This window comes from Mycobacterium sp. shizuoka-1, assembly GCF_002723835.1.
GTDB lineage: Bacteria > Actinomycetota > Actinomycetes > Mycobacteriales > Mycobacteriaceae > Mycobacterium.
In genome coordinates, this window is record NZ_BEWG01000070.1 from 1 (window position 1) to 16357 (window position 16357).

At 68.6% G+C, this 16357-nt stretch carries 15 protein-coding genes and 1 riboswitch; of the genes, 5 read left to right on the forward strand and 10 right to left on the reverse strand.

The window, feature by feature from the left end; all coding sequences use genetic code 11:
- Positions 1-218 precede the first annotated feature (218 nt).
- Both MSZK_RS20460 and MSZK_RS20465 read left to right on the forward strand, forming a co-directional pair.
- The gene (locus MSZK_RS20460) at positions 219-1913 is read left to right on the forward strand and encodes a DEAD/DEAH box helicase (RefSeq protein ID WP_099250461.1); all 1695 of its coding nucleotides are present in this window, start codon (positions 219-221) and stop codon (positions 1911-1913) included.
- Positions 1910-3049, forward strand: coding sequence for an acyltransferase (locus tag MSZK_RS20465; RefSeq protein WP_099250462.1), 1140 nt, complete (start codon positions 1910-1912; stop codon positions 3047-3049). Before MSZK_RS20460 ends, MSZK_RS20465 begins: the two co-directional genes overlap by 4 nt.
- Positions 3050-3101: 52 nt before the next feature.
- Here the strand turns inward: MSZK_RS20465 and MSZK_RS20470 are convergent, their stop codons facing one another.
- The 7 genes from MSZK_RS20470 to MSZK_RS20500 all read right to left on the reverse strand — a co-directional run bounded on the left by MSZK_RS20470 (position 3102) and on the right by MSZK_RS20500 (position 9592).
- Positions 3102-3698: a TetR/AcrR family transcriptional regulator gene (locus tag MSZK_RS20470; RefSeq protein ID WP_099250463.1), complete on the reverse strand. Its 597-nt coding sequence runs from the start codon at positions 3696-3698 to the stop codon at positions 3102-3104.
- Entirely contained in the window at positions 3699-4928 is a 1230-nt protein-coding gene (locus MSZK_RS20475; protein ID WP_099250464.1) for a cytochrome P450, read from the reverse strand.
- A gap of 89 nt (positions 4929-5017) precedes the next feature.
- Entirely contained in the window at positions 5018-5266 is a 249-nt protein-coding gene (locus MSZK_RS20480; protein ID WP_099250465.1) for a hypothetical protein, read from the reverse strand.
- Between the two features lie 141 nt (positions 5267-5407).
- On the reverse strand, positions 5408-6283 hold the full coding sequence (locus tag MSZK_RS20485) for an MBL fold metallo-hydrolase (RefSeq protein WP_099250466.1): 876 nt from the start codon (positions 6281-6283) through the stop codon (positions 5408-5410).
- 11 nt (positions 6284-6294) lie between these two features.
- Positions 6295-6360, reverse strand: a riboswitch (guanidine-III (ykkC-III) riboswitch).
- A gap of 115 nt (positions 6361-6475) precedes the next feature.
- Complete coding sequence (locus MSZK_RS20490; protein WP_199203415.1) at positions 6476-7843, reverse strand: FAD-binding oxidoreductase; 1368 nt, start codon at positions 7841-7843, stop codon at positions 6476-6478.
- Positions 7844-7874: 31 nt separating this feature from the next.
- Positions 7875-8348 carry a DUF3237 domain-containing protein gene (locus tag MSZK_RS20495; protein WP_099250467.1) on the reverse strand — a complete coding sequence of 158 codons (474 nt, stop codon included), beginning with the start codon at positions 8346-8348 and terminating at the stop codon, positions 7875-7877.
- Positions 8345-9592, reverse strand: coding sequence for an MFS transporter (locus MSZK_RS20500; protein WP_199203416.1), 1248 nt, complete (start codon positions 9590-9592; stop codon positions 8345-8347). Before MSZK_RS20500 ends, MSZK_RS20495 begins: the two co-directional genes overlap by 4 nt.
- Positions 9593-9646: 54 nt before the next feature.
- On the opposite strand from MSZK_RS20500, the gene MSZK_RS20505 reads away from it, so the two are divergent.
- Both MSZK_RS20505 and MSZK_RS20510 read left to right on the forward strand, forming a co-directional pair.
- Entirely contained in the window at positions 9647-10504 is an 858-nt protein-coding gene (locus MSZK_RS20505) for a uracil-DNA glycosylase (RefSeq protein WP_099250469.1), read from the forward strand.
- Positions 10505-10511: 7 nt separating this feature from the next.
- On the forward strand, positions 10512-11543 hold the full coding sequence (locus MSZK_RS20510) for an LLM class flavin-dependent oxidoreductase (protein ID WP_099250510.1): 1032 nt from the start codon (positions 10512-10514) through the stop codon (positions 11541-11543).
- Positions 11544-11559: 16 nt separating this feature from the next.
- On the opposite strand, the gene MSZK_RS20515 is transcribed toward MSZK_RS20510, so the two are convergent.
- On the reverse strand, positions 11560-11997 hold the full coding sequence (locus tag MSZK_RS20515; protein ID WP_099250511.1) for a nitroreductase family deazaflavin-dependent oxidoreductase: 438 nt from the start codon (positions 11995-11997) through the stop codon (positions 11560-11562).
- A gap of 8 nt (positions 11998-12005) precedes the next feature.
- Positions 12006-12437, reverse strand: a complete 432-nt coding sequence (locus tag MSZK_RS20520) for an HIT family protein (RefSeq protein ID WP_099250470.1) — start codon at positions 12435-12437, stop codon at positions 12006-12008.
- A gap of 36 nt (positions 12438-12473) precedes the next feature.
- Between MSZK_RS20520 and MSZK_RS20525 the strand changes: the two genes are divergently transcribed.
- Positions 12474-13865 (forward strand): amidase, encoded by a 1392-nt coding sequence (locus MSZK_RS20525; RefSeq protein WP_099250471.1) that lies wholly within the window; start codon positions 12474-12476, stop codon positions 13863-13865.
- Positions 13866-13871: 6 nt separating this feature from the next.
- Here MSZK_RS20525 and MSZK_RS20530 read toward each other — a convergent pair.
- Positions 13872-16357 (reverse strand): AAA family ATPase (locus MSZK_RS20530; RefSeq protein WP_233211419.1); only part of this gene is annotated, 2486 nt, incomplete at its 5' end.

Here is a 16357-nt window from a genome sequence, read left to right on the forward strand (position 1 = left end):
GAGGGAGCCTCGGTGGTGGTCACCGGGCTCGTCGACGGCTCGGGAGTCTTGGCCACCGTGGAGTCACCCGAGCTGCAGCCGGCAAGTGCTGCGGCCAGCACGGATCCCGCAACAGCGACCGTCAGCCTCGTCGACCGGTACCCCACACCGGCTGACGGTACCGGCCTTCTCGAACGGAAGCGGGTTACGGCACGCGCCGGCAGTAGACTGCAGATCCGATGACATCGCCCGACGACGCCCCTGAGACCTTCGCCGACCTGCAGATCCACCCCGCGGTACTGCAGGCCGTGGCCGATGTCGGCTACGAAACCCCCTCGGCGATCCAAGCCGCCACCATTCCGGCGTTGCTGGCCGGCTCCGACGTCGTCGGCCTGGCCCAGACGGGTACCGGCAAGACGGCCGCCTTTGCGATCCCGATCCTGTCCAAGATCGACCCCGAAAGTCGCACCACCCAGGCGCTGGTCCTGGCCCCGACTCGCGAGTTGGCCCTGCAGGTGGCCGAGGCGTTCAGTCGGTACGGCGCGCACCTGAAGATCAACGTGCTGCCGATCTACGGCGGCTCGTCCTATGTCCCGCAGCTGGCCGGCCTCAAACGCGGTGCGCAGATCGTCGTCGGCACGCCGGGACGCGTCATCGACCATCTGGAGAAGGGCAGCCTGGATCTCTCCCACCTGGATTACCTGGTGCTCGACGAGGCCGACGAGATGCTGCAGATGGGGTTCGCCGAGGACGTCGAGCGGATCCTGGCCGACACCCCCGAGTACAAGCAGGTGGCGCTGTTCTCGGCCACCATGCCGCCGGGCATCAAGAAGATCACCACGAAATACCTGCATGACCCGGTCGAGGTCACGGTCAAGTCGAAGACCCAGACCGCCGAGAACATCACCCAGCGCTACTTCCTGGTGTCGTATCCGCGCAAGATGGACGCGCTGACCCGGCTGCTCGAAGTCGAGCAGGGCGACGCGATGATCGTGTTCGTTCGCACCAAACAGGCCACCGAGGAGGTTGCCGAGAAGTTGCGGGCTCGCGGGTTCGCCGCGGCCGCGATCAACGGTGACATCCCGCAGGCCGTCCGCGAGCGCACCATCAGCCAGCTCAAGGACGGCTCGATCGACATCCTGGTCGCCACCGACGTGGCCGCCCGCGGCCTGGACGTCGAGCGCATCTCCCATGTGGTGAACTTCGACATCCCGCACGACCCGGAGTCCTACGTGCACCGCATCGGGCGCACCGGCCGTGCCGGGCGTTCGGGCACCGCGCTGCTGTTCGTCACCCCGCGCGAACGCCACCTGCTGAACTCGATCGAGCGGGTCACCCGCCAGAAACTGGTCGAGGGCCAGCTGCCCAGCGTCGAGGACGTCAACGCCCAGCGGGTGGAGAAGTTCCGCGACTCGATCACCGATGCGCTCAATGCTCCGGGGTTCGAGATGTTCCGCAGGCTGATCGAGGACTACGAGCGCGACAACGACGTGCCGATGGCCGACATCGCGGCCGCGCTGGCGTTGCAGAGCCGCAACGGCGAAGAGTTCCTGATGACCGAGCCGCCGCCGGAGAAGCGCCGGGAACGTCCCGAGCGGCCGGAGCACGAAGGGCGTGAGCGTTCGCCGCGCAAGACCCGCGACGACCTGGCCACCTACCGCATCGCGGTGGGTAAGAAGCACAAGGTCGGGCCGGGGTCGATTGTCGGCGCGCTGGCCAACGAAGGTGGGTTGCACCGCAGCGATTTCGGACATATCACGATCAAGGAGAACTTCTCGCTGGTCGAACTGCCCGCGAAGCTGTCGAAAGAGACGCTGAAAGCCCTTGAGAAGACCCGGATTTCCGGGGTGCTGATCGACCTCAAGCCGGATCGCGGCAATCCACGATACGATTCGCGTCCCTCCGGCGGGAAGCCCCGGCGCACGAGCCGATGACCGCGTCCAGCCAGGTCGACCAGGGCGGACTGGAAGCGGTCTCGGCTGTCGATCGGGTCGCCTCGCTGACCGGTGTGCGTGCGGTCGCCGCGCTCCTGGTGCTTGCCACGCACGCCGCGTACACCACCGGTAAGTACACGCACGGCTTTGTGGGCCTGGTGTATTCGCGGATGGAGATCGGTGTGCCGATCTTCTTCGTGCTGTCGGGCTATCTGTTGTTCGGCCCGTGGGTGCGGGCCGCGGTCAGCGGGGACAGTGCCCCGTCGGTGCGCCGCTATGCCTGGCACCGGGTGCGGCGCATCATGCCGGCCTACGTCGTCACCGTGCTGGCCGCCTACCTGATCTATCACTTCCGCGAGGCCGGGCCCAACCCCGGCCACACCTGGATCGGCCTGCTGCGCAACCTGACCCTGACGCAGATCTACACCGACAACTATGCGTTCAACGGTTATCTGCACCAGGGACTCACGCAGATGTGGAGCCTGGCCGTCGAGGTGGCGTTCTACGTCGCGCTGCCCGTCCTGGCGTGGCTCTTGCTCGTCGTGGCGTGCCGGCGGCGGTGGCGGCCCCGCGTGTTATTGACTGCTCTGGCGGCGCTGGCGCTCATCAGCCCGGCGTGGATGGTGCTCGTGCACACGACCGATTTCCTGCCGGAGGGTGCCCGGCTGTGGCTGCCCGGCTATCTCGCCTGGTTCATCGGCGGCATGCTGTTGACGGTGTTGGGCGCCATGGGAGTTCGGGTGTACGGGTTCATCGCGTTGACGCTGGCGATCGTCAGCTTCCTGATCGTGTCCACCCCGATCGCCGGCGAACCCACCACCTCACCGAGGGGGGTGACCGAGGCGCTGGTGAAAACCTGCTTCTATGCGGCGATCGCGACGCTGGTGGTGGCGCCACTGGCGCTGGGCAACCGCGGGTGGTACGCGCGGGCGCTGGGCAGTCGGCCGATGGTGTGGCTCGGGGAGATCTCCTACGAGATCTTCCTGGTCCATCTCGTGGTGATGGAGATCGCCATGGTCGAGGTGCTGCGGTGGCCGGTCTACACCGGGTCGATGCCTGCGCTGTTCGTCGTCACGCTGGTGATGACGATCCCGGTGGCCTGGCTGCTGCACCGGTTCACCCGGGTGCGCACCTAGTTCTTCTCGTTGAGACCGCGCTGAGAGCGAAGAATGTGCGAAATATTGGCTCTCAGTGCGGTTTCAACGCGGAATCAGTGTCGTTGGGGCACACCATCGGAACGACGAACTCCTCGAGCATGGCGCGCTCGTCGGCGGCGTCGCGGCCCGGGAAGATCAGCAGCGAGGTGAGCACCCGGACCAGCCAGCGGGCGCGGCGGTGCACCACGTCGGGGTCGTCGGGCCGCAGTGACAGCAGGAAGCTCGACGTGAGCGCCTGGATGACCTCGGACTGCTCGGCCATCTCGGCGCCGATGGGGGAGTCGGCGGTGGCGAACCACGATGACAGCGCCGGGCTTTCGCGCACCAGTGTCATCGAGGTGGTGAGCCCGGTCAGCAGCCGCTCGCGGGGGTCGGGGATCTCGTCGATGAGTTCGGTCAGCTGCTCGTGCAGTCGGTAGGCCTCGCGGTGCACGTATGCGGTGTGCAGGACCTCACGGTTCTCGAAATAGCGGTACAGCGTCGCGCGCGAACACCCGGCGGCGCGGGCGATGTCGTTCATGCCGACCGACGAGACGTCGTGGTCGGCGAACAGCTCACCGGCCGCGTCGAGGATGCGGTCGGCGGCGACCTCGGCGCGCCGGGTGCCCAGCCAGTCCCTGCCCGCCATCTAGGTGCCCGTCCGGAACGGTACCGACAGCGGCCGGCGCACGTATCCGCCGCCGGCCCAGACGATTCCCGATTCGTCGACTTCGAAATCGGGGCAGCGCGAAAGCAATTCGGTCAGGGTGACCCGGGCCTGCATGCGCGCCGCGGCTGCGCCGAGGCAGTGGTGGGCGCCGTGACTGAAGGTGAGGATGTTGCGCGGGCGCCGGGTGACGTCGAGGTCACCGGCGTCGGGACCGTACTGGCGCTCGTCGCGGTTGGCCGAGCCGTACAGCAGCAGGACTTTGCGTCCGGCCGGGATGGTGCGGCCGTGCAGTTCGACGTCGCGCGTGGTGGTGCGGGCCAGGCCCTGCACCGGTGAGGTGAGCCGCAGCAGTTCGTCGACGGCGTCGGCGATCAGGTCCGGTTGCTCGACGAGCAGTCGGCGTTGATCGGGCCGCTGGGCCAGCAGTGGCATCGACCCGCCGAGCAGGCCGGTGGTGGTGTCGTTGCCGCCGGTGACCATCGTGAAGGTGAAGGCCAGCACCGACAGTGTGCCGGCGACATCGCCGTCAGCGCCGACCCCGGCGGCCACGAGGTGCGACACCGTGTCGTCGGCGGGTTCGCGCCGGCGTCGCTCGATCAGTTCGGTGAAGTAGCCCATCATCGAGGCGATGGCGTCGCCGACCGATCCCAAGGCGCCGAATCCGGCGGCGTTGGCCGCGACGATGGCCTCGGTCCAGCCGTCGAACTGGTCGCGGTCTTGGTCGGGCACGCCGAGGTAGTGCGCGACGACCATCGACGGCAGCGGCTTGAACAGTTCGGTGACGATGTCGCCACCGCCGGCGGCCCGCAGTCGTTCGATGCGCTCGACGACGAACTCCCGGACCTTGGGCTCGACCGCTTCGACCTGCCGGGGGGTGAACCCGCGGGAGACCAGCTTGCGGAACTCGGTGTGCACCGGCGGGTCCTGCATCACCATCGGTGGGTTGTCTTGCAACCCAATCAGTTCCAGCTCGTTGTAGGTGACGGTCAACCCCTGGGCGGAGGAGAACGTCTCGTGGTCGCGGGCCGCGGTGAAGATGTCGGCGTGCCGGGACAGCACCCAGTAGTCGTGCTCGGGGTTGTCCGGCACGACGTGGTGCACCGGATCGTGGTCACGCAGGGCCCGGTACATCGGCCAGCGGTTGCCCCAGGTCTCGGCGGTGGCGAGTTCGAAGCGAGCCTCCGCTTCGTGAGACACAACAGCTGTCATGTCTTATGGATACGACAAGCAACCAAGTGTGTCAAGGGTCGGACGGTGCGATCCCGGTGGCTCGTCCAACCGGCACGCCCCCGACTGACCTACCTGTTGTCGGTGCTGAACAGGTACCACCCGCCGTCGCCCGGACCGCAGTACCAGTACGGGTAGGCCCGGTCGAAGCCCGGATCGTTCCAGACGAGTGGGGCGTCCGACTGGCATTCGGCCTCGGTGGCCCAATGCCACGGGACCCCGTTGGCGTCGGTCTCCAGGTAATCAGTGGCATTGGCCGTAGCCGCTGTGCCCATCAACCCTCCGAACGTCAACGCAGCCACCGCGATCGCCTTCTTCATGTCATCCCCGCCCTGTCGAGTTGGATCAGTTGCTAAGGGTAGGCTAACCCATCGATCCGCGCGGTGGTGGAAAACAAGATCTTCAGAATGGCTTGGGTGCATTGGTCTTACCCCGTCGCCGGTGCGCCGCCGTCGCCGGGACTACTCGTCCTCTGGCCAGAGGATGAACTCATCGCAGACGTACCGAACGGGCTGTGGGCCGGCGTCGCGCAACGCGGTCTGGACCTTGCGCAGATGATCGACGGTCATTTCCAGCGGCGGTTCATCGGGCTGGAAGGACGTCAAGACGGGATAGTCCACGCCCGCGGTGCTGGTCATCTCGATATGGCACCCGATCACATGGGTTACGGGGTGGGAATCACAGAATGCGACCAACCGGTCGACACTGTGCGTAAACGCCTGCCAGTCAACGATATAAAGGCGTCCGCGATAGATTGTGTCGCCGGTGAACAGGATGCCGGTCGCACGGTCGTAGAAAGTGACCGCTGAGTCCTGATGGCCCGGCGTGGCGAGAACGTCGAGGGTGCGATCCCCGAGATCCACCGTCTTGACTGCGTCAGGTTCACCTGCGAAACCGAAGTAGCTCCATGCCGTGCTCTTGTCGGCCGGCACGAGAACCGTGGCGGGCCGGCCGGCGAACTGTTGATCGCCGGCGACGTGATCATCGTGTGAGTGAGTGTGCAGTACCAGCAGCTCGTAATCTTGTCGCCCTGCGCCGCCGCGACGGCCGATCCAACATTCGATCAGTTCGTCCACCACCGCCCGCAGCGGAAAGAACTCCGACGATGCTGTCGCGCCGGTGTCCAGGAGCACTGCGCGGTCGCATCCGAAGAGCAGGAACATGAACGGCGCTTCGTAGTCGATGGCCATGTTCTGGCGCAGGATCGCGGTGTCGTCGTCATACCAGTAGATCTGTATGTCGGGATCAGCGTTGTGCTTCGAGGAGACCGAACCGTGGATCCAGCGCACGTCCAACGGACGCGCTGCAGGGACATGGCGTGAATCGCTGACAGTCATCAACCCTCCAAGGTGCGTCGTCTTAACGAGCCGGGTACGGCGCACATCTCGTCCGGGGAAGCGCTGTCGCGCATCGACAGCTGTGGACGGTAGCACCTGCCTGTGCGATCCGTCGAGCGGCCGGAGGCAATGTATCTCTCAGCCGTATCGGCGGACGGCATCCGCCATGCGACAGTGGAACCGACAGCGGTTCTAGATCACCGCACCCGGATTGAGGATCCCGTCGGGGTCCAGCGCGGTCTTGATCCGGCGGTTGAGCTCCATGGCCTCGGGTCCCAATTGCCCGGCCAGCCAGGGCTTCTTGAGCCGGCCGACTCCGTGCTCGCCGGTGATCGTGCCGCCCAGCGACACCGCCAGGTCCATGATCTCGCCGAACGCCTTCTCGGCGCGCTGCGCCATCGCCGCGTCGGCGGGGTCGAAGACGATCAGCGGATGGGTGTTGCCGTCGCCGGCATGCGCGATCACCGAGATGGTCAGGTCGCGGTCGGCGGCGATCTTGGCCACCCCGCCGACCAGTTCGGCCAGCGCGGGCAGCGGGACGCCGACATCTTCCAGCAGCAGCGAACCCTTGGCCTCCACCGCCGGGATGGCGAATCGCCGGGCCGCCACGAAGGCCTCGCCCTCATCCGGGTCGGCGGTCGAAAAGCATTCGGTCGCACCGGCTTCGGTGAACACCTTGGCCATGTACTCGGCGTCCTGCGCCCCGGTCGGCCCGCGGTCGTCGGAGGCGGCCACCATCATCGCCGCCGCTGAACGGTCCAATCCCATTCGCAGCTTGTCCTCGACGGCGTTGATCGCCACCGCGTCCATGAACTCCAGCATCGAGGGCCGGATCATGCCGGTGATGGTGACGACGGCTCCGGCCGCGGCCTCCACCGAATCGAACGTCGCGACGACCGTGCACGCCGTCGGCTGCGGGGGCAGCAGCCGCAAGGTGACCTCGGTGATCACCCCCAGGGTGCCCTCGCTGCCGACGAACAATTTGGTCAGCGACAGCCCGGCCACGTCTTTGAGGCGCGGCCCGCCGAGCCGCACCGCGGTCCCGTCGGCCAGCACCACCTGCAGTCCGAGCACGTAATCGGTTGTCACGCCGTACTTCACGCAGCACAACCCGCCGGCATTGGTGGCGATGTTGCCGCCGATGCTGCAGATCTCGTAGGACGACGGATCCGGTGGGTACCACAGCCCGTACTCCGCGACGGCCTTCTTCACCTCGGCGTTGAGCAGCCCCGGCTGCACGACGGCCGTGCGGGTCACCGGATCGACGGTGATGTCGCGCATCTTCTCCGTCGAGAGCACGATCCCGCCGTCGACGGCGGTCGCGCCGCCGGACAGGCCGGTGCCCGCCCCGCGCGGCACGACGGCGATCCGGTGGGCCGCCGCCCACCGCAGCACGGTCTGCACCTCTTCGGTGCGGGTGGGCCGCACCACCGCCAGCGGCGTGCCCGCCGCGGGATCGGCGGCGCGGTCGTGGCGATAGGACGCCACGATGTCGGGGTCGGTGACGACGACCCCGTCGGGAAGCTCGGCGGCCAGGCCGGCCAGAGCGCTCACGGCCATGGCGCCATCGTAGGCGCGAGTCGGGTCGGCCTCACACCACCTCGAACACCCGGTAGTGCACCTCCGACATCGACATCTGGTTGATCGCGACGGTGTGCACCGCGTTGATCCAGCGATAGCGCTCGTCGTCGGTGTCGAACAGCGGGCTGGACCGGGCATAGATCTCGTCGTGCCGGATCAGCTCGCCGGTGGTGTACCGCGCGGTGGCCTCGGGGCTCATCTGCACCCGGCCGGTCACCGTGACGTGGACGTACGCCCCGTCGTCGGTGCGCAGCGTCGCCCGCACGTCCAGGCGCGCGACCCCGTCGGTGCCGATCACCACCCAGTCGCCGCCGCCGGCCAACAGATCCCCGGCGATCCGGGCGCCCTCGCAGCGCCCCTCCCGGATCACGAACGTCATGCGCGTGCCGGTCGGAGTGGCGAACACCTGCGCCGGGTCGAAAGCCACCCGCATGTCGAGCAGGTGGGCGAAGCGCGGTTCGGCGTCGATGTCTACCAGCGTCATGGTCGCAGCGTAGGCAGGCAACCGCCGGTGTCGGCGTCGAGTTCGCGAAGCGCGGGCACCCACGGGCAGGCGATGGCGATGAGCAGGATCGGCACCGCCAGCACCAGGAACGTCACCTTGAGGCCGAACGCGTCGACCAGGGGGCCGGCCAGCATGAACCCGACCGGGCCCGCGGCGTAGGCCATCGAGGTCATCACCCCGACCACCCGGCCGCGCAGGTGCTCGGGCGTGCGGGTCTGCATGACGGAGTTGTAGATCGGCCCGATCGGGCCGTACACCAGCCCGATGAGCGCGGCCAGTAGCAGGATCACCGGCAGCGGCGGCAGAAACGCGATCGCGGTGCTGGCCAACCCGAGGGTGAGCACCGCGATCAGCATCGTGGTGCGCCTGCTCGACACCCGCGAGAGCACCGTCCAGCTCAGCGCGCCGATCAGCCCGCCGATCGACAACGCCATCAGCACCCAGCCCAGCTGGGCCGGTTCGTTGCGGTCGGTGAAGTACTTCGGGAAGAGCACGCTTTCCATCGGCAGGTACAGGCCGGTGACGGCCAGGGAGACCAATGCCAGCGTGCGCAGGACCCGCTCGCGCCAGACGAACCGCAGCCCCTCGGCGATGCCGGACACGACGCCGTCGGGACGCTTGTCGCGGTCCGGCTTGCCTGCGCCTTCGAGCCGGAGCAGCGCAGCCGCCACGATCGACAGGGCAAAAACCCCCGCGGTGACCCACATCGTGTTGACCCCGCCGACCGTGGCGATGAGCAGGCCACCCACGCCGGGCCCGGTGATGTAGGCGAGGTTGAACACCGCCTCGTAGACGCTGTTGGTGTGGTCCAGCGACCAGCCGGCCCGTCGGCCGGCCTCGGGCAGCATCGACTCGCGGGCCGTCACCCCGGCCGGATCGAAGAACGCGCCGAGTGCGGCCAGCCCCGCGAGCACGGTCGTGGTGAGGACGTCGGTGCCGAACGCGATCGCCAGCACCGGGATCGCCGCCACCGACGCCGCCGACAGCGCATCGGAGAGCATCGCGACCCGGCGGCGGCCGACGAAGTCCACCGCGGTGCCGGCCACCAGCGTCGCCAGCAACAACGGCAGCGTCGCCGCACCGGCGACGATCGAGGCGTCGGTCGCGCTTCCGGTGCGCTGCAGTACCAACCACGGGAACGCCACCATGGATATGCCGTTGGCGCCCGCGGCGAGGAACGCCGAGGACAGGATCAGCAGCGCCGGCAGGCGCGTGGTGCTCACCGGCAGAGCTTAGTTTTCCTCGGCGCGGTGGCGGCACAGTGCGAGAGTGGAACGGTGAGCATTCCGCATCCGCGCACCGGTGTGCCGTTCGAATCCCCGGTGCCGCCCGGGACGGGATGGCCCGGTGACCCGGCGGTACCGGAAACCCCGGTGGCCGGCGACGCCGGGCAGGTGGCCGAGCTGTCGGCGACAACGACCGATCTGGCCGGACTCGATGCGATGGTCAGCGTGTGCCGGGCATGCCCGCGGCTGGTCGACTGGCGCGAAGAGGTGGCGGTCACCAAACGGCGGGCCTTCGCCGGCGAGCCGTATTGGGGCAGGCCGATCACCGGCTGGGGCTCTCCGCGACCGAAGATCCTGGTGCTGGGTTTGGCTCCGGCCGCGCACGGCGGCAACCGGACGGGCCGGGTGTTCACCGGTGACCGCTCCGGCGACCAGCTGTTCGCCGCACTGCATCGCGCCGGTCTGGTCAACCAATCGAGCAGTGTCGACGCCGCGGATGGCTTGGCCACCAACCACATTCGGGTCGCCGCGGCGGTGCGGTGCGCCCCGCCGGCCAACGCGCCGACACCGCAGGAGCGTTCGACGTGTGAGCCGTGGCTGGCCGCCGAGTGGCGCCTGATCGCCCCGTACGTGAAGGTGATCGTCACCCTGGGCGGGTTCGGCTGGCAGGCCGCCCTGCGATTACTCGCCGACGAACTGCCCGGTCTGGCCAAGCCGAAATTCGGCCACGGGGTGGTCGTCGAATTGGTGTCGGGCCGGCAGTTGCTGGGCTGCTATCACCCCAGCCAGCAGAACATGTTCACCGGACGGCTCACCCCGGCCATGCTCGACGACGTGTTCACCGATGCCGCCAAGCGGGCGGGTGTGAAGACGGGGGCTGGGAAGCAAGAGCGGCGGTCGTATCGTTGAGATGACCATGCGGCTCTCTGTCCTCGACCTCGTCCCGGTACGCACCGACCAGACCACCGCCGACGCGCTGGCGGCCACCGTCGCGCTGGCCCAGACCGCCGACCGGCTGGGGTTCACCCGATACTGGCTGGCCGAACACCACAACATGCCCGCGGTGGCGGCCACCAGCCCGCCGGTGCTGATCGCCTATCTGGCTGCCCAGACCACCCAGCTACGGCTGGGTTCGGGTGGGGTGATGCTGCCCAACCACGCGCCGCTGGCCGTGGCCGAGCAGTTCGCGCTGCTGGAGGCCGCCGCGCCGGGTCGTATCGATCTCGGCATCGGCCGAGCGCCCGGCTCCGACCCGGTGACGTCGTACATGCTGCGCGGCACCCGTGATGATTCCGATGTCGAGAACTTCCCGCAATACCTCGACGACGTCGCGGCGCTGATGAGCGCGCACGGGGTGCGCATCCCGATCCGTAACCAGGACTACATCCTCAAGGCCACCCCGGCGGCGGTGCAGGAGCCCCGACTGTGGCTGCTGGGGTCGTCGATGTACTCGGCGCACCTGGCCGCCGCCAAGGGCCTGCCGTACGTGTTCGCGCACCACTTCGCCGGGCAGGGCACCGTCGAGGCGCTGGCCACCTACCGGTCGGAGTTCCGGCCCAGCGCCGTGGCCTCCGAGCCGGTGACGTTCATGACCGTCAACGCGGTGGTCGCCCCGACGCGGGCGCAGGCGCAGGCGCTGCTGCTGCCGAACCTGCAGATGATGGCGCGGCTGCGGACCGGCCAGCCGCTCGGCCCGCTGGACCTTGTCGAGGAGGCCGCGGCGCTGACCATGCATCCGCAGGCCGAGGCGGTGATCGCGGCCGGGCGTGCGAAAGCCGTCGTGGGTTCGCCGTCTGAGGCGGCCGAGCAGGTGCGGGCAGTGGCGGTGGAGTTCGACGTCGACGAGGTGATGGTCAACCCGGTCGCCTCGGCATATCGCGGCACCGACCCGGCGACTGCGCCGGCCCGCGAGGAGACGCTGGAACTGCTGGCCAAAGAGTTGTTCTAGGCCAAGCGCTTTCGCCTCAGGGCGTCAGCCGCACGACCGGGATCGGCCTGCTGGTGCCCTTCTGATACGCGGCGTACCGACCACCGTTCTTCGAGTCGCAGAGCTGCCACAATCGCGCGTAATCCGGATCGCCGGGTGTCACGATGTGCGCGGTGACGTCCAGTCGCCGTCTGCCCAGGTTGATCTGGGTGTGCGGATTCGCCCGCAGATTGTGGTACCAGGCCGGGTTTCGGTCCGCCCCGCCATTGGAGGCGACCACCAGATAGTCAGCGCCGTCGCGGTAGTAGGCGAGCAGGATGGACCGCGGCTGACCGGTCTTGGCGCCGACGGTGTGCAGCATCAACGACGGCGGGACGCCCGGCATCCGATGCCCGATCCACCCGTTGGTGCGTCGGTAGATCCAGTCGTGCACCTTGACGAACGCCAACAGTCCCTTATTGCCCAACGAGGTCATGCCCACTCTCATCCGGTCGTGTCGAGGGCGGCCAGGGCGTCGCGCACGATCCGCCCGGTGCTTTCGCGGTCAGGGTCGCGGCGCAGCAGCATGCCCTTGGCGAACGAGAGTTTGTCGCCGTCGCGCCGCGGGATCACGTGCAGGTGAATGTGGAACACGGTCTGCATCGCCGACTTGCCGTCGTTGACGGCGATGTTGTTTCCGGTCGCGCCGAGTTCGGAGGCGCGGGTCGCCTGCGCGATGCGCTGCCCGATGGCGATCATCCCGGCCAGCGTGTCGGCCGGGGTGTCGGTGAGATCGACGCTGTGCCGCTTGGGCAGGACCAGAGTGTGGCCGCGGGTGAACGGGCGGATGTCCAGGATGCCCAGGAAGTCGTCGTCCTCGTAGACGCGGATGGCCGGCGCCGTACCGGCGACGATCTCGCAGAACACGCATGCCATCTCGCCACCGTAGCGGTCGGCGCTACGCTGCCGCAGATGGACTCCACCGACATTGCCTTCGCCGGCGCCGCCGAGCAGGCGCGCATGCTCGTCAACGGCACGATCACCGCTCCGGCGCTGCTGGAGCTGTATCTGGAGCGGATCGCGCGCGTGGACCGGGAGTTGCGCGCCTATCGGGTGGTGTTCACCGACTGCGCGCGGCGTGAAGCCGCAGCCGCCCAGGAATTGCTCGATGCGGGCGAACGCAAACCGCTGCTGGGCGTCCCGATCGCGATCAAGGACGACGTCGACGTCGCCGACGAGTTCACCTGCTACGGCAGCAGCGCATACGGACTGCCGCCGACGGCCGACGCCGAGGTGGTGCGCCGGCTGCGCGAGGCCGGTGCGGTGATCCTGGGCAAGACCGCGGTGCCCGAGATGATGCTGTGGCCGTTTACCGAGACGGTCGCCTTCGGTGCCACCCACAACCCGTGGGATCTGGCCCGCACACCCGGCGGCAGCAGCGGTGGCAGCGGGGCCGCGGTCGCGGCCGGCCTGGCCCCGATGGCATTGGGGTCCGACGGCGCCGGGTCCATTCGAATCCCGTCGACCTGGTGTGGGCTCTTCGGGATCAAACCCCAGCGCGACCGGGTGCCGATGGCTCCGCACGACGACGCCTGGTGCGGCCTCTCGGCCAACGGACCGATGGCCCGCACCGTGGAGGATGCCGCGCTGTTCCTGGATGCGACGACAACGCAGCCCGGTCCGCCGGGCGGGTTCGTCGCCGCCGCGAACCGTGCACCCGGCAGGCTGCGAATCGCGTTGAGCGCCAAGATCCCTCCGACGGTGGTCGGCCGCGTCGGGTCTGCGCAGCAGAAGGCGCTCGACGGCGCGGAGGCGCTGCTGCGCGATCTCGGGCACGAGGTGATCTGGCGCGATCCGGATTATCCGGCGTGGGCGGTCTACGGTCACCTGCTGCCGCGCATGTGGCGTGGCGCCTACGAGGACGTCTGCGCCCTGCCGCACCGCGAGCGGCTCGAGCCCAGGACCAAGGGGATCGCCCGGCTCGGCCGGCTGATCTCCGACACCCAGATCGCCAGGGTGCGCGCCGCCGAGAGTGCCCTGTCGGCACGAGTGCAGTCGATCTTCGACGACGTCGACGTGCTGATCACTCCCGGCACGGCGCTGGGGCCGTCACGGATCGGGCAGTACCAGCACCGGGGCGGGGTGGCGACGCTGGCCATGGTGGCCTCGCGGGTGCCGTTCCTGGGCATCTTCAACGCCACCGGCCAGCCCGCCGCGGTGGTGCCGTGGGGACTGGACAATGACGGGGTGCCGGTGTCGGTGCAGCTGGTGGGCCGCCCGTCCGACGAGGCGACGCTGCTGTCGCTGAGTCACCAGATCGAGACCGCGCGGCCGTGGGCGCATCGCCGGCCGCCAGTGTCCTAGCTGCCCTCAGGCCATGGCGTCGGCGAGCGCCAGATGCCCTTGGAAATCCAGCTTTTTGGCCGCCGAACGATACTGATCGCGGAATGCGCGGTAGCCGGCATCGTCACCGTCGGATCGCGCAAGCAGTGCCCGTAACCGAAGCAGCGGTAGATCGAACAGGACAAAACCCGGCTCGGTCGGCGCTGCGGTGAGCCGGTCGACGAGGGACCGCGCCTCGCATACATCGTCGTCGGTCCCGCGCTGCAGAAGCGCCTCGACCACCGCCGCGACGGCAGGACCCCGCAGCACCATCTCGCCGGCGCCGAAGGTGTCCTCGACCAACGTCCTGGACAAGGTGATGGCGGCGTCGAGGGCACCCACCTCGGTCTGGTACCTGGCCAGCGCGATCTGTGCTGTCAGAAGGCCGAACAGGTTCCCCTGGCGTTCGGTTGCCTCGATGACGTTCTCGAGCAGACCTGCCCCGGCGATGTCTGCGTGACCGGTTTGTGCCAGCGAGGCTGCGCTGTAGGCGAACCCGGCCATGCTGAGGGAGAAGTCGTCGCTCAACTGCTCGGCGGTGCGCCACGCGCGGTGGGCGGCGGCGGTCAACGCGTCGTCGGCGCGTAGCGCCCCGTTGAGCAGCAACATGCCGAGCGGATAGCACAGCACGATGACCTGGGTGGCGGAGTCGCCGTGGCGGGCCAGCTCGTTGGCCGCATCGAGGTCCGCACGCCACCCGCGCCGGCCCAAACAGCACCGGGCCAGCCCGCGCAGCACGGTCGCCTGAGCCAGCGGGACGGATCCGGTGACAACCTCCGCGATCGTGACGTCACCGTCGGCCGTGTCGATGGCGTGCTGCGCCAGCCTCATCGCCTCGTCGACCTCGCCGACATGAATTTTGGCGGTGATGGCCCCCAGCAGCAGATTGACCGTCGACGTGGGGTCGTCCAGCGACTCGACAATCTGCACCTGTTCGGCGGCCAGTCTCGAGGCTGTCCGGTGCTGATTGAGCAGTGTCATCGTCACCAGCATTCCGGACATGGCAATCGCCAGCGACCTGCGGTCACCGGCCTGCTCGCAGAGCTCGCGAAGCTCGTCGAATCCGGACTCGTCGATCCGGCCCCGACCACGGTAGGCGCTGGCGCACAACAGTGTTCGCGGCTCGATCCGCAGGGATTGCCGGTTGGGCTCGTCAGCAGGCAGCCGGTCGGCAACCTGTCGTGCCCGCTGCCAGCTGCTTCGCGCTGCGGCGATGTCTCGATTGGTCAGCCATTGCCCGGCCCGCATATGCCAGTCGAATGCGGTGCGCAGGTCGCCGGACGCCTCGACATGCTCCGCGATCTGGGCCGCCTTCTCGTCGCCGCAGCCCTGTGCCGCGATGACCGCGGCAAGGCGTCGGTGCAGCTCGACACGGTCGGACTTGAGCTGTGCCTCGTAGGCCACCGTGCGGATCAAGGGATGCTTGAACGCGTACTCGTCGTGCGGGCTCACCTGGACGTGGCTCACCAGTTCGGCGGCGACGAGTTCGTCGAAAACCGGTGTCACGCCGAGGCCGTCGAGGAGATCGGGATTGAACCGGGTGCCGATCACCGAGGCCGCCGACAGGGTCCGCTTGGCCGCCGGGCCGAGGCGGTCGATGCGGGCGGCGATCGCGGCCTGCAAGGTGGCGGGCACCCGAATGTCGGCGAGGTCGGCGCAGCAGGTGTACTTGGCCCGAACCCCTTCCAGCACCCCACGTTCGGCGAGGTCGCGCACGATCTCCTCGGCGAAGAACGGGTTGCCCGCCGCGCGGTCGGCGATGTGTTCGACGAGGTCGTGCACCGAGGAGTGCCGGCCCAAGAGCTCGCTGGTCAGCGCCGTGGTCTGGGACGCATTCAGTGGGCGCAGCGTGATCGTCTGAGCGCCTTGCACATTGGCCAAAGTCCCGCGGTACTCGGGCCGGTACGTCAGCAGGATGACCGTCGGTGTTTCCGGAGCCACCTCCACGAGCCGGGTGAGCAAGGCCTCGCTCGGTTCGTCGATCCAGTGCACGTCCTCGATCACGAAGACCGTGGGGCGGTTTCGGGCCGTCAGCGCGGCGTCGAGAAGGCCGGTCAGCCGGCGCCGGCGCGCATCGGGCTCGATCGACGGGGTGGCGGCAGCGGGGTCGGCGATCCCCAGCAGGTCGTCCAGCAGCAGCAGGTCATCGGCGTCGACGTCGGGAACGCGGCTGCGGACTCCGGCCCTGGCCGCCGCCTTGTCCAGTCCGGCGATGTCCATCGCCGCAGTCAGCAGGGCTGAGGCGGCGTGAAACGGCAGGTCGCTGGTGTGCGATTCGCAGAACGCGGTGAACACGTCGACCTCGCGCTCGGTTGCGCGGGTGGTGGCCTCCCTGACGATGCGGCTTTTGCCGATGCCTGGCGGGCCCACCAGGCCGACAACGCACCCCGCACCGCCGATCGCCTCGTCGAGCATCCCGGCGATGCTGGCCAGTTCCCAGGTTCGGCCCACGAGCGTGGTCTCGGTGGGCCGCC